Origin of the sequence: Rhodococcus sp. 06-1460-1B (genome assembly GCF_002258475.1) — a bacterium.
Lineage (GTDB): Bacteria > Actinomycetota > Actinomycetes > Mycobacteriales > Mycobacteriaceae > Rhodococcoides > Rhodococcoides fascians.
Genome location: NZ_NOYS01000041.1, coordinates 146053 through 168075 on the forward strand (window position 1 = coordinate 146053; position 22023 = coordinate 168075).

The 22023-nt window shown below is 62.0% G+C and carries 22 protein-coding genes; 11 read left to right on the plus strand and 11 right to left on the minus strand.

The window, feature by feature from the left end:
* Positions 1-2 precede the first annotated feature (2 nt).
* Positions 3-1361, minus strand: coding sequence for an MFS transporter (locus CH268_RS23575; protein WP_176458041.1), 1359 nt, complete (start codon positions 1359-1361; stop codon positions 3-5).
* 187 nt (positions 1362-1548) lie between these two features.
* Between CH268_RS23575 and CH268_RS23580 the strand changes: the two genes are divergently transcribed.
* Positions 1549-2499 carry a LysR family transcriptional regulator gene (locus CH268_RS23580; RefSeq protein WP_094666059.1) on the plus strand — a complete coding sequence of 317 codons (951 nt, stop codon included), beginning with the start codon at positions 1549-1551 and terminating at the stop codon, positions 2497-2499.
* 313 nt (positions 2500-2812) lie between these two features.
* Here CH268_RS23580 and CH268_RS23585 read toward each other — a convergent pair whose 3' ends face one another.
* A complete protein-coding gene (locus CH268_RS23585) occupies positions 2813-3049 on the minus strand; it encodes a hypothetical protein (protein ID WP_032368829.1) in 237 nt (78 codons plus the stop codon).
* A gap of 262 nt (positions 3050-3311) precedes the next feature.
* Between CH268_RS23585 and CH268_RS23590 the strand changes: the two genes are divergently transcribed.
* The 5 genes from CH268_RS23590 (at position 3312) to CH268_RS23615 (ending at position 9684) form a co-directional block, all read left to right on the plus strand.
* Complete coding sequence (locus CH268_RS23590) at positions 3312-3938, plus strand: hypothetical protein (RefSeq protein ID WP_141215189.1); 627 nt, start codon at positions 3312-3314, stop codon at positions 3936-3938.
* Between the two features lie 732 nt (positions 3939-4670).
* On the plus strand, positions 4671-5357 hold the full coding sequence (locus tag CH268_RS23600) for a DUF3159 domain-containing protein (RefSeq protein WP_255182488.1): 687 nt from the start codon (positions 4671-4673) through the stop codon (positions 5355-5357).
* Between the two features lie 87 nt (positions 5358-5444).
* Positions 5445-6167, plus strand: coding sequence for a MerR family transcriptional regulator (locus CH268_RS23605; protein ID WP_094666062.1), 723 nt, complete (start codon positions 5445-5447; stop codon positions 6165-6167).
* 39 nt (positions 6168-6206) lie between these two features.
* Entirely contained in the window at positions 6207-7775 is a 1569-nt protein-coding gene (locus CH268_RS23610; RefSeq protein ID WP_094666063.1) for an alpha/beta hydrolase, read from the plus strand.
* A 22-nt stretch (positions 7776-7797) separates the two neighbouring features.
* Positions 7798-9684 carry a S9 family peptidase gene (locus CH268_RS23615; protein ID WP_094666064.1) on the plus strand — a complete coding sequence of 629 codons (1887 nt, stop codon included), beginning with the start codon at positions 7798-7800 and terminating at the stop codon, positions 9682-9684.
* 75 nt (positions 9685-9759) lie between these two features.
* Here the strand turns inward: CH268_RS23615 and CH268_RS23620 are convergent, their stop codons facing one another.
* The gene (locus CH268_RS23620) at positions 9760-10401 is read right to left on the minus strand and encodes a TetR/AcrR family transcriptional regulator (RefSeq protein ID WP_217900938.1); all 642 of its coding nucleotides are present in this window, start codon (positions 10399-10401) and stop codon (positions 9760-9762) included.
* A 123-nt stretch (positions 10402-10524) separates the two neighbouring features.
* On the opposite strand from CH268_RS23620, the gene CH268_RS23625 reads away from it, so the two are divergent.
* The 4 genes from CH268_RS23625 (at position 10525) to CH268_RS23635 (ending at position 14457) form a co-directional block, all read left to right on the plus strand.
* Positions 10525-12090 carry an alpha/beta fold hydrolase gene (locus CH268_RS23625; RefSeq protein WP_032368822.1) on the plus strand — a complete coding sequence of 522 codons (1566 nt, stop codon included), beginning with the start codon at positions 10525-10527 and terminating at the stop codon, positions 12088-12090.
* Positions 12091-12207: 117 nt separating this feature from the next.
* On the plus strand, positions 12208-12849 hold the full coding sequence (locus tag CH268_RS23630; protein ID WP_094666065.1) for a hypothetical protein: 642 nt from the start codon (positions 12208-12210) through the stop codon (positions 12847-12849).
* 22 nt (positions 12850-12871) lie between these two features.
* Complete coding sequence (locus tag CH268_RS28485; protein ID WP_052054671.1) at positions 12872-13582, plus strand: hypothetical protein; 711 nt, start codon at positions 12872-12874, stop codon at positions 13580-13582.
* Complete coding sequence (locus CH268_RS23635; RefSeq protein WP_369597522.1) at positions 13543-14457, plus strand: alpha/beta hydrolase; 915 nt, start codon at positions 13543-13545, stop codon at positions 14455-14457. The genes CH268_RS28485 and CH268_RS23635 overlap by 40 nt, the downstream gene beginning before the upstream one ends.
* 811 nt (positions 14458-15268) lie before the next feature.
* Here the strand turns inward: CH268_RS23635 and CH268_RS23640 are convergent.
* The 6 genes from CH268_RS23640 to CH268_RS23665 form a co-directional block, all read right to left on the minus strand.
* Positions 15269-15667, minus strand: a complete 399-nt coding sequence (locus tag CH268_RS23640; RefSeq protein ID WP_032368867.1) for an ACT domain-containing protein — start codon at positions 15665-15667, stop codon at positions 15269-15271.
* A 171-nt stretch (positions 15668-15838) separates the two neighbouring features.
* Complete coding sequence (locus CH268_RS23645) at positions 15839-16279, minus strand: nuclear transport factor 2 family protein (protein WP_094666067.1); 441 nt, start codon at positions 16277-16279, stop codon at positions 15839-15841.
* Positions 16276-16974 carry an alpha/beta hydrolase gene (locus CH268_RS23650; protein ID WP_094666068.1) on the minus strand — a complete coding sequence of 233 codons (699 nt, stop codon included), beginning with the start codon at positions 16972-16974 and terminating at the stop codon, positions 16276-16278. The genes CH268_RS23645 and CH268_RS23650 overlap by 4 nt, the downstream gene beginning before the upstream one ends.
* Positions 16975-17066: 92 nt before the next feature.
* Positions 17067-17963, minus strand: a complete 897-nt coding sequence (locus CH268_RS23655) for an alpha/beta fold hydrolase (RefSeq protein ID WP_052068829.1) — start codon at positions 17961-17963, stop codon at positions 17067-17069.
* A complete protein-coding gene (locus tag CH268_RS23660) occupies positions 17960-18658 on the minus strand; it encodes an alpha/beta hydrolase (protein WP_094666069.1) in 699 nt (232 codons plus the stop codon). The genes CH268_RS23655 and CH268_RS23660 overlap by 4 nt, the downstream gene beginning before the upstream one ends.
* Before the next feature lie 49 nt (positions 18659-18707).
* Positions 18708-19532, minus strand: coding sequence for an alpha/beta fold hydrolase (locus CH268_RS23665; protein WP_032369425.1), 825 nt, complete (start codon positions 19530-19532; stop codon positions 18708-18710).
* A gap of 122 nt (positions 19533-19654) precedes the next feature.
* On the opposite strand from CH268_RS23665, the gene CH268_RS23670 reads away from it, so the two are divergent.
* Positions 19655-20530, plus strand: coding sequence for a LysR family transcriptional regulator ArgP (locus tag CH268_RS23670; protein ID WP_094666070.1), 876 nt, complete (start codon positions 19655-19657; stop codon positions 20528-20530).
* Positions 20531-20548: 18 nt separating this feature from the next.
* On the opposite strand, the gene CH268_RS23675 is transcribed toward CH268_RS23670, so the two are convergent.
* Positions 20549-21664 carry a Gfo/Idh/MocA family protein gene (locus CH268_RS23675; protein WP_217900939.1) on the minus strand — a complete coding sequence of 372 codons (1116 nt, stop codon included), beginning with the start codon at positions 21662-21664 and terminating at the stop codon, positions 20549-20551.
* Positions 21661-21975, minus strand: a complete 315-nt coding sequence (locus CH268_RS23680) for a DUF4286 family protein (RefSeq protein ID WP_094666071.1) — start codon at positions 21973-21975, stop codon at positions 21661-21663. The genes CH268_RS23675 and CH268_RS23680 overlap by 4 nt, the downstream gene beginning before the upstream one ends.
* Positions 21976-22023: the final 48 nt, after the last annotated feature.

A 22023-nucleotide genomic window follows, 5' to 3' on the forward strand; every position in this document is an offset into this window, starting at 1 on the left:
ATTCACCTGTTCGCCTTGGATGTGGATGCACCGAGTTCGGCGGTAGGAGTGCGGTGGGTCTCGCGTGCCGTCAACGCACCGACGCCGGCCAGAGCGATCGCGACTCCCGCGACCAGCAGCACACTCGTCATCGGTGAAGTCTCATCTCCTCTGAGCCACTGCACGATCGAGGGTGCAAATCCGAACAGCAGCAGGCCGATCTGCATACCGCAGGCCATGCCGAGCGTCCGAACGCGGGTGGGGAACATTTCCGTGAAGAATGCCGGAATGATGCCGTTGGATGCGGTGTACAGGAAGCCGAGGAAGACTACTGTTGTGACGGCGATTGCGGCTGTGTTCGCAGTCTCGATGGCCTTGAAGAACGCCCACAGTCCGATGAATGAACCAACAAGACCGGTGATGAAGACCGGCTTGCGGCCGAATTTGTCTGCGACGATGCCCCACAGTGGCTGAGAGCCGATGGCGATCACATTTGCAGCCAGTACGGATGTCAACATGACGTCTCGGCTGACACCGACAGAATCGCTTGTGGCGTAGGACAGTCCGAAGACCGTGGCCAAAGAGGACGGAACGGCGTAGAAGGAGCACAGCAGTACCCGTCCGGTGTCGCGCCAGTGATGCTTGAGCATGTAGCGGATAGGAGTTCTGTCGATGGTTCCCTGCGCTCGGGCCTGCTCGAATTCCGGTGTCTCGGGAACCATTCGACGCACGAACACCGCAACGACGAGGATTACTACGCTCAGCAGGAACGGTATGCGCCATCCCCAGGTGTACAGGGCTTCGTCGGGCAGCATCGCAACAGGGATGAAGGCGAGACTGGCGAGTGCCTGACCACCCTGCACTCCCGACATGGTCCAACTCGACATGAACGCTCGCCGGTTGTCAGGGGCGTGTTCGAGACTCAGGGCCGATCCTGCCGACGCCTCGGCGGCAGTGGAAAATCCCTGCAGGATACGGAAGAACACCAGCAGAATCGGGGCAGCGACCCCGATCGTGTCGTACCCGGGCAGAAGACCGATCCCGAGCGTGGCCGCACCCATCAGCAGGATGGTGAACTGCAGCAATACCTTTCGTCCGATTCGATCACCGACCGATCCGAGAACGAACGCACCGACCGGCCGCGCCAGGTAGGAAACCCCGTAGGTGGCGAAGGACAGCATGAGGGCGGTCGAGGTGTCCGATTCGGGGAAGAACACCCGCGGGAAGATCAACGCCGCGGCAGTGGCGTAGAGCATGTAATCGTAGTACTCGAGCGAGCTACCGACGAGGCTGGCAGCAGAGGCCATCTTCGCCTTGGATTCACGGAACCGGGATGTCGCCCGCGGGGGCTCACCGGGTGCCGTCTCGGCAATATTGCGCATGTGGGTACACCGTTTCTCGGTCGCAGTGGATTGAAAGTAGTCCGCAACGCTGTGCCAGCCGCCGTGATCCATGGGGTGATCTCCGCGGTGCGAGCGCCGTCGTTGTGTCCCGAGTCACGCTAATCGCGCTTACTATTACCCACAAGACAAAGAACCCGATAGAACTATTCGCGAAAGACATACCACCATGTCGACTCCCCTATCCCCCGTCAGTGGTGACAGCTACCCCGGAATACACCTGCTGCAGTTGTTCGACGCCCTCTACCGAACGCGCAACGTGAGCCGAGCCGCTGAGACCCTGGGCATCAGCCAGCCGACAGCCAGCACCTGGCTCAAGCAACTGCGCCGTCACTTCAACGACGAGCTGTTCGTCCGGCGCGGTGGTGCCATGCATCCCACGTCTCGCGCCGAGGATGTCGCACCGACTGCGCGCGAGGCAATCGAGGCCATGCGCACTCTCAGCCGAAATGCACGCGAATTCGACGCAGGTTCGAGTCAGCGCACCTTCCGGATGCACTGCCCGGACGGGACGCACTTGAGTCTTCTCCCAAGTTTGTGCGATCGCATCATGCGCGAGGCTCCCTCGGTACACCTGACCGTCTCGATGTTGAGCGAAAGCCCCGAAGAAGACCTGCGCGAGAACGCAACCGACATCACTGTCGCGGTCTCCTCGCGTGCACTCCAGAGAGAATTTCGCTCGCAGGTGCTGTCGGAACAAGGCTGGTTGTGCCTGATGCGTAAGGACCACCTGGCAGCCTCGGGCGGCTTCGATATTGCGCACTACAGAACCTTTGGGCACGTCAACGTCCGGCAGAGCGGGTGGTCGCACCTGCTCGACAGCAGCCTGGCGGCTCAATCGTGGTCCCGCCGTGTGGTTGTCGACATGCCTGGGGTGCTCGGCATCCCCGACCTATTGTCATCGACGGATCTGGTCGCGACCATGCCCGCACACATCGCGACACTCCTGGCACGTGACTCACGGCTTGTCTTCGCCCCGTGCCCGGTACAGGTTCCCCGTTTTTCGGTGTGCATGTACTGGTCTCACCGCTACGACAATGACCGAGGCCATCGCTGGCTACGAAATCTCGTCAGCGACAGATTTCTCGAACCCGAGCTGGGACTGCCAGCGGTAGAGTGACCAGCCGAACAATAGGGCGAGTTCCTGTTCCATTGGTACCTGCAATACCGTCGTCGAGGGCCTTACGTCGGCTCTCCTTGTGTCGGCATTGGGAGCAATACGAACACTTTCGATATGCAGGGTTGCCAGTAAACGTCTGAATATGCTGTGCGGCAACATGTTTCGCTAACGCGCTGACACCGAAACCAGTCGGCGATTCCAATGGAGCTGGTTCGACGAACAGGCTGAAGCGCCCGGACTGCCTGCCGGCGTTCGCCGCCGTAGGACAGTTGGTTGGAGCGAGCTCCGACGGACACCACTGTAGCTGGAATGCCTATGGGCCAGGGTTGTACGAGGTCCACCCTTCGCCCGGACCTGATTCCTCTTCGGGGTCGGTCGCGAGGAATCCGTCGTCGACAGTGTTGGAATCGGGTCGCGAGTCCTCGATGAGGTCACGTGCGGCCCGTGATTCGTCACCGTCGATGGTCGGTTCTTCCAAGGCGGGGTCGTAGTCGTCGTCCGTTTGGTCGTCGATGGGCTGGCCGTCTGGTCGACTACTTGGATCGCTCACGGTGCTGGTCTCCTGTTCAGTTCTTGAGACTGGCGTACTCGAATCGCGAGTCATTGTCCATGCGCCTGCCAGGCCCACGACTAGTAATACTGCTGCCACCGCTGTTGCGACAGACGCCTTCGCGCTTGCACGCATCGCACCTCCGACCTGAGTGTCCCGTCGGTGCGCCTCTGGCACACCGACCGGACGGATCTATGAACAGGCTATGCGTCTAGCCGTGGACAACAACTGGCGTGTCTGAGCCCGCCCCTAGGATGTCGTGATGCCTTCGCGCCGCCCCGATCCCGCTGCACAGATCGTGTTCGACGCCTACCAACGCACCCCTGGCCCGGTGGCCTTCCTGGATGAGTCGTATCAGGCCCCAGACGGTGTTGCTGCACACCGGGACACCTTCTATGTGTTCACCGCCGTCATCGTCGAACTCGACGCGATGGATGAGCTAGGGGTGGGCATCGGGGGCATCGCCGACGGAACGTACTGGCACACCACGAAAGCGCTGCAAACCTCATCTGGAATCGACCAGACCCGCGACATGCTCGACTTCCTCGCCGATGGGCACGAAGCATGTGTGATCGCGCACCAAATCCCAGTCGGAGCCGACGACACTGACGCTCAGACCGCGCGGACCGCCTGCTCTCGCCAGCTCGCGATCGAGCTCGGAGCCGGCCGCGACGATGTGTGGCCAGCTATCGATCTGTTCGTGCTCGAGGAACGCAATCAGAGCAATTACAACGCCGATCGGACCAGGCGGCCAAGCGTGGCGCGCTCGGAGCATTTGACATATTGCAATGCGGCTAACAAATCTCAAATTACTCAGTCTAGCAACTACATTCGTTGCATTCCCTGTAAGCCAAGGCGCAGTTCGTACCGAGTTCCGACAGACTTGTGACACCGAGAATTTCAGCCAAGATTCGCAACACCCTGACTTGCAGAAATATAACCACCGGCACGGCCAAGTTAGCCCGGAGTCGGATTTGAAGCCGCTGCCTCCGATATTGTTTATTCACAACGCTTTTCGTGCATGACCGTCCAGCCCAGTCCAGGTCCGAACGTACCGACTTGTGACACTCTCGTGACACCGAACTGCCGCCGATCCTCCGACATCGGACGGTCCTGATCGGTGTCGGATTGCCACGGTATCGGGTGGACACAGAACGCCCTGGCGATCGACGCTCTGTGCGGAGTCGTGACAACGAGACTCATTCGTCCCGAATCCATATCGCCCTCGAGTCAGTAGGACCGTGCGACTGCGGGCTCCACAGCGACGACTTTGCATCAGCGCACTTCAGCGTCGAACGGGCAGGTTTCGTCACTGCCCTTGTACGGCCGGGTTTCGCTACCCGGCCGCCTGCTTGATCTGCTTGGAGTTGCGGAGCCGTCAGAGCAGCGGTCGCCTGGAGCGCGCCGGCGGTTCGGCAAGAAACCACCACGCTCTGTACCGCAGTCGACGCTGTTCTCGGCCACCGACCTAAAGGTCGCACTGCCAAGACATGACATCTGTCATGTCCCGCCGATGATGCTGTCACCAGATCCGATGTTTGTGTGCACTGTTGTGCCCCGGTCGCCGAGACGACAGTAGGGGATGTACAGAGCGAACCGAAGCATCGACGAGGAGGGCACCATGAACAGGCCGGAATCGACATCGGACGACAACAACGAGACGCAGACAGTTCCCGGTCGCAAGACCACTGTAAAGGTCAATGCCACAGAGCTTCTGCTCGACAGCCTCGGCGGAACCAGCGGAATGATCTACACAGCCATTCCAGTCGTCGCATTCGTGACAGCCAACGCTCTGGTGGCCCTTCCGGTCGCCGTCGGCGTCGCGATCGCCATCGCTCTGGTGATCACTGTTCTTCGCGTCAAGCGAGGCGAGCCGATCGCGCAAGCCAGTGGCGGACTACTGGGTGTCGTCGTCGCAGGCGGTATAGCCGCCTGGACGGGGTCGGCAGGCGGCTACTTCCTCATCGGCATCTGGCTGAGCCTGGCCGGAGCTGCGCTGATGCTGGCCTCGATACTCGCCCAACGACCGTTGACCGGACTGCTATGGAATGCGCTGCACGGCAACGAGTACGACTGGCGATCCAATCGCTCGGTCATCCGCGCCCACTACATCGCGACGTCTACATTCGCCGTGTTGTTCGGTGCCCGCTACGTCGTTCAAGACTGGTTGTACGACACCGATGCCACCGGGTGGCTCGCGTTCGCCCGAATCGCGATGGGCACCCCGTTGCTCGCACTGGCAGTGCTCGTCACCGTCTGGGCCTTCCGCCGCTCCACTGCGCAGTTGGTTCACTCGAACCCTGTGTAGGACCTCCTGTGCGCAGTTGACACTTGACTATGCCGTTGGGTCACAGTCGACACTGATTCCGACCTGATCGAACCGGAGGAGAGCGACATGGGCTGGAGCACTCGACAGATCGCCGATCTCGCCGGCACCACCCTGAAGTCGGTGCGGCACTACCACGATGTCGGACTACTCGATGAGCCCGAGCGTGCCTCGAACGGCTACAAGCAGTACAGCGTCACGCATCTCGTACGGCTGATGCAGATCAAACGCCTCACCGAACTGGGATTCTCGCTGGCCGACATCGCCGCTCAGGGTGATGGGCGCGACCATCCCGAACAAGCACTGCGCACCCTGGATGCAGAACTCGGCGCAACGATCGAGCGCCTGCAGCGAGCACGGTTGGAGATCGCGATGCTTCTCCACGACTCCCTTCCGACCGATCTGCCACCCGAACTCGGATCTGCTGCAGCACATCTGACGACAGCAGACCGGCAGTTCATCACCTTCGCCAGCACTGTACTGAATCCGACGGCCCTCGACGCCTACTGCGACCTACTGCGGTCCACTCCGCCGCTGCCCACAGATCCAGAGTTCGACGACCTCCCGGCCGACGCCGACAGCGCCACCACCAGGGATCTGGCGGAACGAATGGCTCCGCATGTTCGTCGGCTGGCGGCTCGTTTCCCGGCCCTGTTCGACGACACAGAAACCGACGGCGACAGACGACGGGTGACTCGCGCACTCGCAGTCGCCGTGGAAGACCTGTACAACCCCGCCCAACGCGACGTACTGCGACAGGTTGCGGCACTCAACGCCACCGATTCCGAATAGGCCATCAGCACACTGCAATTCGACAGGAGTCGACCAATCATGACCCTAATCGACAACAGGAGAGCGAAACTCTTCGCTGTCGCGTCAGCGTCGATGCTGCTGCTCGGTGCCTGCAGCCAGTCGCCGTCGGAACCGGACGCCGACTCCGAACTGTCAGCCGATCTGCAGCAGTTCTACGACCAGAGCGTGACATTCGAGCCGTGCGAAGGCTACGGCACCACCACGACCGACAAGCAACTGTTTTCTAGTGACCCCGGATTCGAGTGCGCCCGCGTGGACGTGCCACTCGACTACGACGATCCGGACGGGCGCACGGCGCAGATCGCGCTGCTGAAAGCACCCGCCCGAGGTGAGAAAGTGGGCTCGCTCCTGCTCAACTCCGGTGGACCAGGTGGGCCGGGAATGAGCATGGCGGCATCAGGTGCGACGTCCACCAGGGCGCAGAACCCTCTCACCGAACGATTCGACCTCATTGGATTCGATCCCCGCGGTGTCGGCGCGTCCACACCGGCCATCGACTGCTTCACCGATGAAGAACACGAGGCAGGACAGGCCTACACCACGGTCCTCACCGGCTCGAGAACCCTCACCGAGGACGGTGCACGCCAGCTGGTGAGCCAATGCTCCGAACGATCCGGCGGCACCGACGTCCTCGAACACATTGGCACCCGAGATGCTGCCCGCGACATGGACATTCTCCGGGCCGTGCTCGGCGACGACACCCTGAGCTACTTCGGTCAGAGCTACGGAACCCGACTCGGGGCGGTCTACGCCGAGATGTTCCCGGAGAACGTGCGCGCAATGGTCCTCGACGGCGGAATCGATCCGGGGCAGGGCACCGCTGAGCGCAGGATCTACCAGTACACCAACTTCCAGAAGGCTTTCGATGACATGGCGGCGGCATGCACGAGCGCACCTGACTGCCCGTTGGGCACCGAGCCGAGCAAGGCTGTAGACAACTTCCAACAGATCGTCAGACCCTTGATCGACAACCCGATCGTCACCGACGATGGGCGAGTCATGGACTTCGACGCCGCATACGGGGCCGTCATTGCTGGGCTCTACGACTCCTCGGCATGGCCTGTCATCACCAAGGGAATAGCCGAACTCCAAGCAGGACAGGCCGATACCCTTCTGAAGATCAACGACATCTTCGGCGGACGTGACGCCGACGGCACCGTCCCGAACTTTTCCGAGGCGCTCTACGCAATCAACTGCATGGACGAACAGCGCAACACCCCGGAACAAGAAGTCGATCTCAAGCGGCAAATTCAGGAGATCGCACCGTTCACCGACGCGGGCCTCGGACCGGACGGCGCACGAGACCCCTGCCAATTCTGGCCTGCGGAACCGACTCTCGACATCCCCTACGCCACCGACATCGACGGACTACCCGACACTCTGACCATCTCGATCACCGGCGACCCGTCCACACCGTACGAGGGCGGCGTCAACTTGGCGAACACCTTGGGCGGCTCGCTACTCCCCGTCGACGGCGAACAACACACCGTGGCGTTCGGCGCAACGAGCCCCTGCGTCAACGACATCGTCGCGAACTACCTCGTCGATCTCCAATCCCCACCGGCCGACGCCCGCTGCGCCCTGTAAAAGCCGAACGAAAGGACGAATCATGACTGCACCCCCACTGATCTCGGTCGAGGACTTCTTCGGCCCACCCGTTCGCTCCGGTGCCACGATGTCACCGGACGGCAACACGATGGCGTTCCTCGCGCCGTGGAAGAACCGTCTGAACGTGTGGCTCGAGAACCTCTCCCCTGGCAGCGAACCACGCTGCGTCACAGCCGACGAGACGCGCAGTGTGCACGATTTCCAGTGGACGGACGATCCCCGCTGGCTGCTGTATCTGCAGGACACCGGCGGTGACGAGAACAACCACGTATTCCGCGTCGACCTGGATGATCCCGATGCCGCAGCAGTCGATCTGACGCCGTTCCCCGGTTCCCGCGCGGTGGCCCTCGAACCCGTGCGAGGGCGGGAAGGTGTGTACACCGTCCTGATCAACGCGAGAAACATCGCCGAGTTCGACCTCTACGAAATCGAGATCACCACAGGTGAATTGACGATGATCCGGCAAAGCCCGGGCGTCGGCCGGTATCCGATGCTCGGTGCCGACGGCAAGGTGTTCGTCTTCGCGATGACCGCCGACGGCACCATCGACATCACGCGGTTGGACGAGTCAGGCGCAGAAACCACGGTGGCGTCGTTCGACGGCACCGACTACCCGATGGGCATCAGCCCGATGCAGATCACTGCGGACGGTACCGGCATGTGGCTGGGTTCCAACCGAGGGCGCGACTTGGCCCATCTGATTCGACTCGACCTGGAGACCGGCGAGGAGACCGTCGTCGACAGTCACCCGACACTCGAACTCGACGGTGCGCGACGAGCCGTCGAGCAGACCTCGCCACCGCTGATCTGCGACACTGCAACCGGAGAGCTCATCGGTGTTCGGTATCTGGGAGAACGCCAGGTAATCCATGCGCTGGAACCGGGTTTCGCAGAAATCCTGAAAAATCTCGAGCAACTGTTCGACGGTGACATCGGAGCGCTGTCCTCCGACGAGACCGGACAGAAATGGATCGTCAGCTTCGTCCACGACCGCGATCCGTCCGTCACTTACTACTACGATCACGCCACCGGATCGAGTCGCCGACTCTTCCGCCCCTACCCACACCTGAATCCCGGAGACATGGCCCCGATGGTGCCGGTGAACATCCAGTCACGTGACGGTCTGACTCTGCCGTCGTATCTGACGCTTCCGGTCGGCGTGGAACCCGAGAATCTGCCGATGGTTCTGTTGGTGCACGGCGGCCCCTGGTATCGGGACTCGTGGAACTTCGATCCCATCGCGCAGATGCTCGCGAACCGCGGATATGCAGTGTTGCAGGTCAACTTTCGCGGGTCGGTCGGATACGGCACAGCACATATGAACGCCGGGGTCGGTGAATTCGCGGGCGCGATGCACGACGATCTCATCGACGCCGTGAACTGGGCTGTCGATGCGGGATACGCCGATCGCGAGCGGGTGGCCATCATGGGTGGTTCCTACGGCGGCTATGCGGCGCTGGTGGGCGCATCGTTCACCCCCGACACGTTTGCCGCCGCGATCGACTGCGTCGGCATCTCGGACCTGTCGAACTTCATGCGCACCCAACCGGCCTTCATCGGTCCCGGAATCGTCAACAGCTGGCACCGATTCGTCGGCGACCCCACTGATCCCGATCAACTGGCCGACATGCTCGCACGATCACCCATCTCCAGGCTCGACGCAATACGCGCGCCGCTCCTGATTGCGCAGGGTGCCAACGATCCTCGGGTCGTCAAGGCAGAATCGGACAACGTCGTCGAGCGTCTGCGTTCACGTGGCGTCGACGTCGACTACCTCGTGTTCGACGACGAAGGCCACGGATTCGTCAACCCGGAGAACAGTATTCGCTACTACCTCGAGGTGGAGAAATTTCTCGCCCAACACCTCGGCGGCCGTAGTCTGCAATGATCGAAAGCACAGTGGATGTCGATGCGATTCGACAAGATGTGCCACCGGGCATCGAACTCGAGCTCGTCGTCGAAGTCAGTCCGAGTCGCCCTTCGGCATGGGTGCGGCGGTGTGAAAAAGCATCGAAATGGCGTGCTGTAGAACGTCTGTTTCCGAGCGAAGTCGAGCAGCGTCGGTCGGGAGGGCTCGTGCTACGGAGAGCCCGTCCAGTACCACGTTGAGGTAGGCGGCGCGCTGGGCGTTATCGCCCGGCGGCAGGGCACCTTCTTTGTGGAGGACGTCCAGCCAGTGTTCTATGTGCCGGAGTCCGGCCGCGCTGAAAGCGAGATACGTGTCGATGGCATCGGCGTTGAGCTCCGCGCTGAGGTAGGTGTCGAATGTCCGTCGCCACGTATCTCGGGCTTGCTCACCGGTCCCGGTGGCCGACAACACCTGCTGCATACACGCCAACAGTCGCTCCTCGGCAGGCACAGTGGCGTCTTCGATGACATTTTTGCTCGTCACCAGTCCGGTGATTCCCGCGGCGACTTCGTCCATCAATGCTCGCTGCGTGGGAAAGAAATGACGCAGTGATCCGGTACTGACCCCTGCTCGCGCGGCGACCGCTCGGACGCTGATCCGGGTACCCGGATCCTCGGACACCATCATCGCGGCTGCGATCAGAATCCGGTCCTTGGTGCTGGGTTCGCTTTTTCGAGTCTCCACTTTGTCCGACACCTTCCCAACCCTAATACAGCGTGCTACCTTGAGCCCACTATCACGCCGTACTAGTCGCGCCGTTGGACGAGAACCACACAGCGCTCGCACCTACGCCGCCAAGCCTCTGAGAGAGGAATTACGATGCTTCACAGTCGATCTCACCGGAGCCAGAAGAATCGGGGCCGCCGGACGGCAGTGCTCGACACCGCCGCAGTGACGATGGCCGGATTGTGGGCTCTCACCTCGTGCAGCGCACCGTCCTCGGTCGAGCAGCAGCCTTCACCTGCACCGACACGTTACGAACAACAAACGCTCGACTTCTCTGAGTGCGACCCTGCTGCCACAGGCATTGCCGACGAGAGGGTCGAATGCACAACGCTCGAAGTACCGCTCGATTACGCGGCTGTCGACGGGCCCACCATCGAGCTCGGGATTTCCCGCATTCGAGCCACCGGGAACGATCGCGTCGGATCGGTGGTAGTCAACCCCGGCGGCCCGGGAGCCCCGAGTCTCGGATTCGTGACCGCGGTCGCAGACTCTTGGGGGAACGGTCCCGCACGCGAACACTTCGACATCGTATCGATGGATCCACGTGGAGTCGGGAGCTCGCAACCGGCCATCGACTGCTACACCGACCAGGAACGAGACGATGACGCCATCGTGTCCGGAGTTCCCGCCGGTGCGTTGGCCTGGAGCGCGGAATCGACCCGCTCGGTTCTCGATCAGTGCGCTCGACGCAGCGGCGGTATGAATGTCCTGGGACAGATGGGTACCCAGAACGTCGCCCGAGATCTCGATGTCCTGCGCGCGGCGCTCGGCGACGAGCAGCTGACGTTCCTCGGTGCCAGCTACGGAACACGTTTGGGCACGATCTATGCGCAACAGTTTCCGCACCGGGTCCGCGCGATGGTTCTCGACGGCGCAGTCGACCCGCGCAAGAATGTTCTCGAACGCCAGATCCAGACGTTTTCCGGCGTGCAGCGCTCCTTCGACGAGCTCGCCCGCTACTGCATCGAACGAGGAAACTGCCCCCTGGGAAGCGAACCGGCCCGAGCGACCGATGCGGCCCAGAATTTGCTTCGACCACTTGTCGACAATCCGGTCCGAACTGCTGACGGTCGTCGGCTGACCTACTACTCGGCGATCGAAGCCATCACCCTCGGTCTCTACTCGAACCAGGCCTGGGACAGCGTCATCGGCGGTTTGGCCGAGCTACGGGCCGGACGCGGTGAGGTACTGCTCGCGCTGCGAGACCTCTCGGCGCAGCGCGGACCCGACGGAACGTACACCAACTCTTCCGAAGCTACTCTCGCCATCAACTGCCTCGACGAAATACGGCCGACGCCGGAGCACACGACATCCACCGTCGCCGAGATCAATTCCGCGGCACCGTACATGGACCCAGGTTTCGACGTGGACACACATTACGGATGCGAGGGCTGGCCCGACGAACACGTACTCGACTATCCCTACGGGGAGAACATAACTGGCCTCCCGCAGACACTCGTGGCATCGGTCACCGGGGACGGACTGACACCACACGAAGGCGGTGTGGCACTGGCAGACAACCTCGACGGACGGCTCCTCACCGTCGACGGCGAACAGCACGGCGCCACCACCGCCGCGAACCCCTGCGTCAACGCGATCGTCGAACGTTATCTCGTCGATCTCGCCACTCCCGACGGCGACTTGCGTTGCGCTCTGTAGAGCCACGACCGGCACGACGCTGAGCACCCACAAATATTGCGTGACAACTGTCCATCACAGCGTGCTAGCGTCATCAGCGAATATCACGCTGTACTAGTTAAATCGAGGGTCGATCAAATGGGAATCAAACAGTGGCGCTACCGCCGCATTCGCGCCGGATCGGGTGAGCCACTCCGCCGGTACCGCTGGTGGCAGCTGTTCGGCAGATCGCTTCGGTCGATCACGCTGTCCGCACCCGACGGCACAACGTCGGTCTACGCAATCGATGTTCGGCACATGGGCGACGCGAAGGACGGTGAGGTGCGCGCTCGCCTGTACGTCGACGGCGCACTGGAGTCGTACGCCAAGATGCCGACCCGCTTCCCCGTTCCCGGTGGGCACATCGAGGTCGCGGCTACCGGATTCGGGCTGAAGCGCTGTCATTACGTGCGTGAGGACGGCACCGAACAGCAGCTGTCTCCCGATCCCGCATCCGCAGAGGGACGCCGCGCTCGGCTGCACCATCGGCACCCCGGTCCGAGTCGCGTCATCGGTCTCATCTCGATCCTGCTCGTCATCGGCGGCCTCTGCGTGGAGGTGCCGCAGATCATCGCATCCCTTTCTCTCATTCCCCCCATCGCCGACTCGATCGGAACATTCACCTCACCCATCCAACTGCCGCTCCACCTCAACCTGCTCATCGGATTCGCCGCTGTCATCGGCAGTACTGAACGAGCTCTACGGATGCGATCGAGCTGGATCGACGAACTCGCCAGCTGAACCCCACCGAAGGAACACCACCGTGGCCCACACGACTCCCACAGATTTACGACCGAAGGACGACGAACGACGGCGATGGCCGAAGCCGGTGATGGCGGCCGCCGCTGCCTCAGTGCTCCTGCTCACCGGATGCACCGGTGCGGCACCCAACAATGACGACAGCACGAACGAGGTGGGCCTCGAACAATTCATGGGACAAAAACTCGAGTTCGGGGCGTGCGACGCCAGCATCGTGGACTCCCAGCCGCCCGTTCCCGAAGTGGTCGAGGCGGCAAAGAAGGCGGAATGCGCGATGCTCACCGTGCCGATGGATTACGAGAACCTCGACGGCACGACCATCGAGATCGCCGTCTCGCGCATTTCCGCCACCGGCGACAACCCGATCGGCTCCGTCCTGCTGAACCCGGGCGGTCCCGGCGCGGCGGGGACTACGCTCGCCCCACTCGTCGATGCCCTGTGGACGGGAGGTCCCCTCCCCGAACGCTTCGACATCGTCGGCTTCGATCCGCGCGGTGTCGGTCTCAGCCGGCAATCGACTGCTACTCCGATGAGGAGCGCGACGCCGACGCACCCCTGTCGGCTCTCGGCGAGTGGACCGAAGAATCCGCGCACGCCATCGTCGACAAATGCGCCGACGGCTCCGGAAGCACAGCGGTACTCGCCCATCTCGGGACACGGGATGTCGCTCGCGACATGGATGTGCTCCGCTCCGCGCTCGGCGACGACAAACTGACTTATGCGGGAGTCAGCTATGGCACTCGACTCGGCTCGGTGTACGCCGAGATGTTCCCCGAGAATGTCCGTGCTCTCGTTCTCGACGGCGCGGTGGATCCGCTCATGGACACCGCGGATCGCAGGATCCAGCTCAGCGAAGGACTGCAGGCTTCGTTCCAGCGTTTCGCCGACTTCTGCGTGACTCGGGCCGCGTGCCCGCTCGGCACCGACCCGGCGCAGGCGACCGCTGCAGCCCAGGAGCTCCTCCAGCCTCTCGACAAAAAACCGCTGGTGGCCGCCGACGGACGGGAGGTCGGCTTCCTCGCCGCCAGCGAAGGAATTGTCTCCGGCCTCTATTCCGAAGCCAGCTGGCCCGCCATCATCGCCGGGCTGACGGAGCTCGAAGCCGGACGACCCGACGCCCTCCTCGCGATCCGCGACGGGTACTACGGCCGGTCCGACAGTGGGGAGTACACCAATTCGTTCGAAGCGCTCTTTGCCATTAACTGCCTCGACGAAGAACGGTTCACCGAAGAGGAGAGGACCCAGCTCGGCCACGATCTCAACGAGGCAGTGCCGTTCCTCGAACCCGGATCCGCTCCCCCTGCGCAGGACGGGTGCGAGTTCTGGCCGGCCGAGCCCACACTCGGATACCCCTACGCCACCGACATCGACGGGCTTCCCGGGGTGCTCGTGGTCTCGGCCACCGGAGACCCCGTGACGCCTCACGAAGGAGGCATCAGCCTGGCCGACACACTCGGGGCGCGGTTGCTCACGGTCGAGGCCAACCAGCACGGAACGATCATCTCCGCCAACGCCTGTGTCGATGGAGCGATCGCCGACTACCTGATAAACCTCGAACTACCGGATGAAGGTGCACGCTGCACCATCTGACCCTGCTGAGCCATCGAGCGGGCCCCGATCCGCTCGATGGCTCAGCCGTCCCGGCGCTCGATCACGAACTGCCGCAATCGCATCGGCGTGCAGCGCACCGGCATGGAACGCCGCGCGCCTCGGCTGTGCATCATCGATCATCTTCGCTGTGTTCGTGCTTACCGTGGCGGGAACAGTCACAAATTCTTCGATGGTGAAGATGAGAGGCCGCGGGAGTCGAGCAGGTTGAACAGGTCAGCCAGGTCCAGTTGTGACAGCCTCGTGACACCGAGCCACCCGCGAAGAAAACGGTCCGCCAGTAAACTAGGCCTGAAATGCACGAATACGAACTTTTGACGATGGAAGTGTCAAGAAACGCGGATCTGAAATCCGCTGTCTCGGTTGTCCACTCAAATCCGTGGTAGGCCACCAACGTCCACGCCACCACCCGAAAAGCACTGTCCTGGTCCAGAAACGCGAATCCGTTGGACTCCAGTGCCCCCAGTCGGACTCGAACCGACACTGTGCGGATTTTAAGTCCCTAGAAATGGATTCACCTGAACTATGCTGGACTCCATATTCGTTCATTCGCAGCACTTTTCGTACATCGACGTCCGGTCCAGTCCATGTCCGAACGTACCGACTTGTGACACTCTCGTGACACCGAGACTTCCCCGTGGGGCAGGATCGGACCGTCCTGGTGTGCAGTGGGCAGGGCTAGCTCGAGGCGGATTCGTAACCTCGCTCTGCGCCATTCTCGTAGCGGGAACGTCGTGCCGGCTCGAGATTGATCTCCTAAGGTGTAGGCCAGGCCCGGTGGGTGACGCGCACTTCAGCCGCTGTGGGTCAATCTGCGGAGGCATTCGACAGCGTCCTCCGCGCGATCGTGCGGAACGAAGATGTGGTCGTGGTGAAAACCTGCTACGACGTTCGCGCTGATCCCTTCGTCTGTCAATACGCGGCTGACCGTGGCGGTCAGTCCCACCGCATCCAAGGACGAGTGCACGTCGAGGGTGATCCATGCCGATATGAAATCGTAGGCCAAGCGCAGTTCGATAGCCTCACCGAGCTCGACCACGACCGTGGTGCCTTCGTCTTCACGGACGGTGACAATGGGTCGGAGTCGGGCGGCGGTGTATTCGTCGACGCACGCGAAAACGTACTTGCCGGCCCGTACTTTCGGCGACAACGTCTTCAACAAGGCGTCGAGGTCTTCGAGTCTTTCTTGCATCACAACACCTTTCGATTGGTCGATGAGAACGCTGAGTACCAAACTGTTCAGGACCACCGGCGGTCTTCTCGAAAACCGCGCACATCACGGAGCCTGGATTTCGTTCGGCGGCACCATTGACACCACCGGCCGCCTCGAGGTGACGCTATCTTTTTGCGGTATTGACAGGTTCTATGCGTCACGGTCCAGCGCGCGACCTGGACCGATCGGGCTGACTGGATGGTCGGCCTGCTGATCGAACATCCCTGCCGCGCCCCAATACCAAATACGGGCTTCGACAGCTTTGCCTGCGCGTACGGTCCACAGCTCACTGACATGAGTCGTCACCCGACGTCCACCGACCTTCGCTGTCAGAGCAATGATCAGTGTGTACTGCTCGCCGTTGGGGTCTTCCATGTAGTTCAACTGCCTGGTCGACAGATCGAGAAGTGTTGAGGACAACTGTGCGACGACGTCGAGGAACCCTGTCAACCCGTGGTACGTCCCTCCGAATGGAAGGCTGCTGTCGTAGTGGATCACGAATTGTGGATCGATGAGAGTGCTCACCGTCTTCAGATCCTGTTGCTGGGCAGCAGTTGTCAGGGTGTCGTAGAAAATCTTCAGTTCCGTCATGACGAGCTTGCTTCGGAGATGACGCGTGCGACCGTCTTCGGCTCGGCTGCCATCGACAGGTGTCCACAGTCGACAGTGGTGAGGGTCGATCCTGCGCGTTCGGCCATCCAGAGCTGGGTCTGGTAGGCAATGCTGTGGTCCTGCTTGCCGGCGATGTACCAGGAGGGCAACGTCTTCCACGCTTGGACTGCACGAGAAGGTTCGCTCAACGCGGCGTAGGTGATAGGCCGCTGCTTGGCGAACAAGGTCGATGCGAGCTCCTCGGGGAGCCCGTTGACGAAGCCACCGGCGAATGCATCGGGCTTGAGGTAGAGGTCGACATTGTGCTCGCCGGGGAACCCGGCTTTGTCGAAAAGTGCTGCGGCGTCGACCGGGCCGGCATGCCCGGCAAGATCGAGAATGGTCTCACCGGTCTCGGGGACAAACGCGTTCAGGTACACAAGAGCCTTGACGTTCGGATCATCGATACCGCTGATGACGGCTCCGCCGTAGGAGTGTCCGACGAGGACGACGGGACCGGACGTGCGGGTCTTCAGGAAAGAGGCGAGGTAGTCGGTGTCGGCTCCGAGTGCGCGCAGCGGGTTGGCGAAGTGGGTGACGGTGTAACCGTCGTTGCTCAAAACGGCCTCGACCGCGTCGAACGGACTCGCATCGCTCCACGCTCCGTGGACGATAACGATGGTGGGTGTAGTCATGATGGGCTTCTCTCTGATCGATCGGGATGAGTGGATGACGGTTACGGGCTTATTCGGCTGCGGTCGCAGCCTCTTCGACCTCGGATCGACGTTCAGCCGAAAAAGGTCGTCAGTTCGCGAATTAGATCTGCGGGACGCTCCTCGGCGAGATAGTGCCCGGCACCGCTGAACTCAACGAAACGCGCATCCTTTGCTTTGCCCTCCAGCAAGGTAGGGACGAAAGGAAAGTAGAGGCCGCCCATGCCCAGGACTGGCATGGTCAACTCCTGATAATCGGCAGCGTCGGCGATGTCTTGGGCGAAGGCCCGATACCAATCGTTGCCGGCTCTTGCAGCACCAGACTGCTCGTACGCGGCGGCGTAAATTTGCCGGCTGGCTTCGTCGATGGCTCCAGGATCGCTCGCCTGGTGTTCGATCAGCCAGTCCACCAGAACCCGGAACCGACCCTCAAGAAGGGTTTCCGGCAACCCTTGGACCTGGTTGAATGCGAACCACCAGGGACTTGCTTGGCCCGGCTGCGGAAGAAGGGGCATCGAGTTGAACGCCTCGCCAGGGTGGCCCACCTCCCACAGAGCCAGCTTTCGTGTCGCGGCGGGGTAATTGGCGGCAAAGCTGTACGCCACCATCGAACCGATGTCCTCGCCGGCGATGAAGGCCTCGTCGTGGCCGATCGATTTGATCAGCTCGTATACGTCTCGGGCCATGGTCTTCTTGTCGTACCCGCCGTCCGGCTTGTCCGATCCCCCCATCCCGCGAAGGTCGACCGCAATCACTGTGTACTTCTCAGCCAGCGCAGGCATGATTTTGTGAAACTGCCACCAGGTTCGGGGCCATCCCGGCAGTAGCACCAGCGGGTCCCCCTGCCCGCCTGTGACGTAGTGCAGCCGAATACCGTTGACCTGCGCGTACCGATCGGTGAATCCTTTGATCGTCGACGTCGGATCGTCAGCGATATCGCGCGTGTCACGGAAGGTTTCCAGCTCAGTCATGACGAGCTTGCTTCGGCGATGATGCGTGCGACCGTCTTCGGCTCGGCTGCCATCGACAGGTGTCCACAGTCGACAGTGGTGAGGGTCGATCCTGCGCGTTCGGCCATCCAGAGCTGGGTCTGGTAGGCAATGCTGTGGTCCTGCTTGCCGGCGATGTACCAGGAGGGCAACGTCTTCCACGCTTGGACTGCACGAGAAGGTTCGCTCAACGCGGCGTAGGTGATAGGCCGCTGCTTGGCGAACAAGGTCGATGCGAGCTCCTCGGGGAGCCCGTTGACGAAGCCACCGGCGAATGCATCGGGCTTGAGGTAGAGGTCGACATTGTGCTCGCCGGGGAACCCGGCTTTGTCGAAAAGTGCTGCGGCGTCGACCGGGCCGGCATGCCCGGCAAGATCGAGAATGGTCTCACCGGTCTCGGGGACAAACGCGTTCAGGTACACAAGAGCCTTGACGTTCGGATCATCGATACCGCTGATGACGGCTCCGCCGTAGGAGTGTCCGACGAGGACGACGGGACCGGACGTGCGGGTCTTCAGGAAAGAGGCGAGGTAGTCGGTGTCGGCTCCGAGTGCGCGCAGCGGGTTGGCGAAGTGGGTGACGGTGTAACCGTCGTTGCTCAAAACGGCGTCGACCGCGTCGAACGGACTCGCATCGCTCCACGCTCCGTGGACGATAACGATGGTGGGTGTAGTCATGATGGGCTTCTCTCTGATCGATCGGGAAGGACGGATGACGGTTACGGGCTTATTCGGCTGCGGTCGCAGCTGCGGTTTCGATGACGCTGGTGACAACGGCGGGCTCGGCGACCATGGTCAGGTGGCTGGCCTCGACCTCTGTGAGAGTGGAGCCTGCGCGGTCGGCCATCCATCGCTGGGTCTCGATGTCGACGCTGTGATCCTCGGTGCCGGCGATGTACCAGGACGGAAGGCTCGTCCACGCCTGCTCTCCGGCGGGCTCACCCAGTGCCGCATACGTGATCGGACGCTGCGTCGCGAAGTACCCAGCTTGCTGCTCCTCGGACAGACCGTTGGCGAAACCTCCGGCGAAGGGCCCGGGCTTGAGGTAGAGGTCGACGTTCTGGTCACCGCCGAAGGCGGCCTTGTCGAACAGTGCGTCGGAGTCCACCGGTCCACCGTGGGCAGCGAGTTCGAGAATGGATTCGCCCGCCTCGGGGACAAACGCGTTCAAGTAAACCAGTGCTGTGACATCGGGATCGACCGCCGCGGCCCCGCCGATGACGGCACCCCCGTAGGAGTGTCCGACGAGGACGACGGGTCCCTCGGTGCGGGTGTCGAGGAAGGAGTTGAGGTAGGCGGTGTCGGTGCCGAGGGCGCGAAGTGGGTTGGCGAAATTGATTACTTCGTAGCCTTTTTCGCGGAGCTGTGTGCCGACTTCGTCGAACGGACTGGCATCACTCCAGGCACCGTGCACCATGACGATGGTCGGTGCGGCGGAATTGTCGACGGCCGGTGCCTGTGCTGCGGCATCGGATGAGGTGCAGCCGGTGAGGGCAGCAACAGTGAGGGCCGAGCCAACGGCGATGGCGGAAGAAAACTTGGTGAGCTTCATGGTGGTTTCTTTCTTTGCAAGGCAGGAGGTGTCAGGTCGACAGCAGGTTGTACAGGTAGAAAACTATGGTGCAGAACCGATTCGGTACAGCGATTGTTTTGCATGCCGCGTTAGAATGATTGATGTTGAATGTGGATCTCCCTCAGTTGGAGGCCTTGGCCACCGTGATCGAAGAAGGTTCGTTCGATGCTGCGGCCCGACGGCTTTATGTCACACCATCGGCGATCAGTCAGCGCATCAAAGCGTTCGAGATCGCGGCCGGAGCTGTTCTGCTTCAGCGCTCGAAGCCGGTGTGCGTCACCGAGGCGGGAATTCCGTTTCTGCGCCTCGCTCTGCAGATTCGTTCGCTTGTCGCCGTAGCGACGGTCGAGTCCAGCGACTCCGATTCCGTCACCATTGCGCTGGCGGTCAATGCGGACTCGTTGAACACGTGGGTGTTGCCCGCACTGGCCGGCGTGTCGGACCGAATCGATTTCGACATCCGACGCGAAGACCAAGACGAATCTGCCGAATTGCTGCGGCAAGGCATTGTCATGGCAGCGGTGACCGCAGCCGCAGAACCGGTGCAGGGATGCTCGGTCACCCGGCTCGGCGTCACGAGATATCGCCCGATGTGCACTCCCGCCTTTCGCGAAACGTGGTTTGCTGACGGGCCTTCCCCGCAAGCGCTGTCGCGAGCTCCGATGATCGTGTTCGACCGAACGGACGATCTCCAGGATCGCTACATGGACCTGTGGGGAGGATCGTCTCGAGGTGCACGACGGAACTATGTTCCGTCGTCCGCCGACTTCTTGGCGGCGGTCCGGCTCGGCATCGGCTGGGCCGTGCTTCCCCAGCAACAGATCGAATCGCTGGAGACGACAGGCGAACTCGTCGATCTCGCACCAGGCACAGGAGTTTCGGTCACGCTGTACTGGCAGCAGTGGAGTCTGCGGACCGCCGCGCTCGACGAAGTGTCTGCAGCTATCGTGTCGGCCGCGTCGGCGCATCTCGAGTGAGCAGCCACTGCTCGTACGCTACCCAGGCGGTTCCACCAGTGACGTTCTATGACCGCTCGAGGCTGCCTGTTCGATCGTCTCGATCAAATGGTGTGTCGACAGTGCTCTAGTGAAATTCGGTGAGTTCGCTGATCCGCTACGGAGATCGCGCTCGTACGAGTCGTACACGCGCGCGATACCGGCAGCCATGGCATCGAGGTGCTCGATGCCTGGCGTGTGATGCGAGTATGCCGGCGGCACGGGCATGTCGGTGAGTGGCTCCCGGCCGCGTGACCCGCTGACCGTCAGCGCGAACATGCCGGGGTGCCCTCCGTTCGCACGTAGTTGCACTGTCCCCTCGCTGCCGTTGATCTCCCACAGGAATCCGGTTCCACCGTGGTGCCCCTCGCGAAAGTGGATGCTGGCAGTGGCACCGGATTTCAGCCGGCCGATCACACCGAGCTGATCCGGAGAAGTCTTTCGGCGGTGTTCACCGGTCTCGAGAACCGTGATGTCGGGGCGTCGGGTGTCGACGGCAGCCGACAGTTCGTCGAACTCACCCAGGACGACGCCCATCACATCCATACTGTGAGCCGCAGCGATCGTCAGCATGTTCGCAGCATTGTCCTTGTCGAGGGTGTAGGCGTTGCCACGATCGACCACGCCGCCCAAGGCCGAAGAACCGACCATCGTGGTCGAGAGTACGGTTCCGAGGTAGCCGTGGGCAATCAGGTTGCGCACGTACAGAATTGCCGGGGCTCGGCGCGACTGCAACCCGATGAGCGTGCTGATACCCTGCTCGCTGGCGTGTTCGGCCATCGCGCGGGCTTCGCTCAGATCCCGGCCCAGTGGCCATTCGCAGTAGACCGCCTTACCTGCGTCGACGGCGGCAGTGACGATCTCGCGATGATGAGGAACCTTCACCGTGACGACCACGAGGTCGACCTCGGGACTTCGCACGAGGTCCTGGTGTCCCTCGAAAGTCAGCCCGACCCCGAACGCCCGTCCGGCGGCATCCGCGGACGCCTGTCGAGTCGTACTCAGCGCCGCGATCTCGTAGGCCGGAAGCGCCCGGAGAGCTGGAATGTGGGCCGTTGCCGCCCAGCCTCGTTCGGCATTGACCCCGACGATGCCGACCTTGATCGGCATGCTCATGTGGGCACTTTCTCGAAGAACTCGATCCGAGTTGCAGGCAGGTCCATAGCCACAACCGGCGTCATGCTGGACCCCGCCGCAACCATCGCCACCTGCAGTGCCGGAAGGTCGTGCGTCTCGAGCTGGTAGATGCAGATGAATTCCACGGCCGCGCCGTCGTCGACACTGGTTGTGCTGCGCAGGAACTCGGCCGAGGAATATCCATCGAGCGCGAGCACCTCCGGGATGTGCGTGGTGCGGTACCACTCGCTGTACTCGGCATGGAGGCCAGGGAGGGAACGGCTGTGAACGGTTTGCACGTAGTGAGGCATGTCGGGATTCCTTCTGTGGAACGGATCGAAGTGATACTGCCAAAGCGG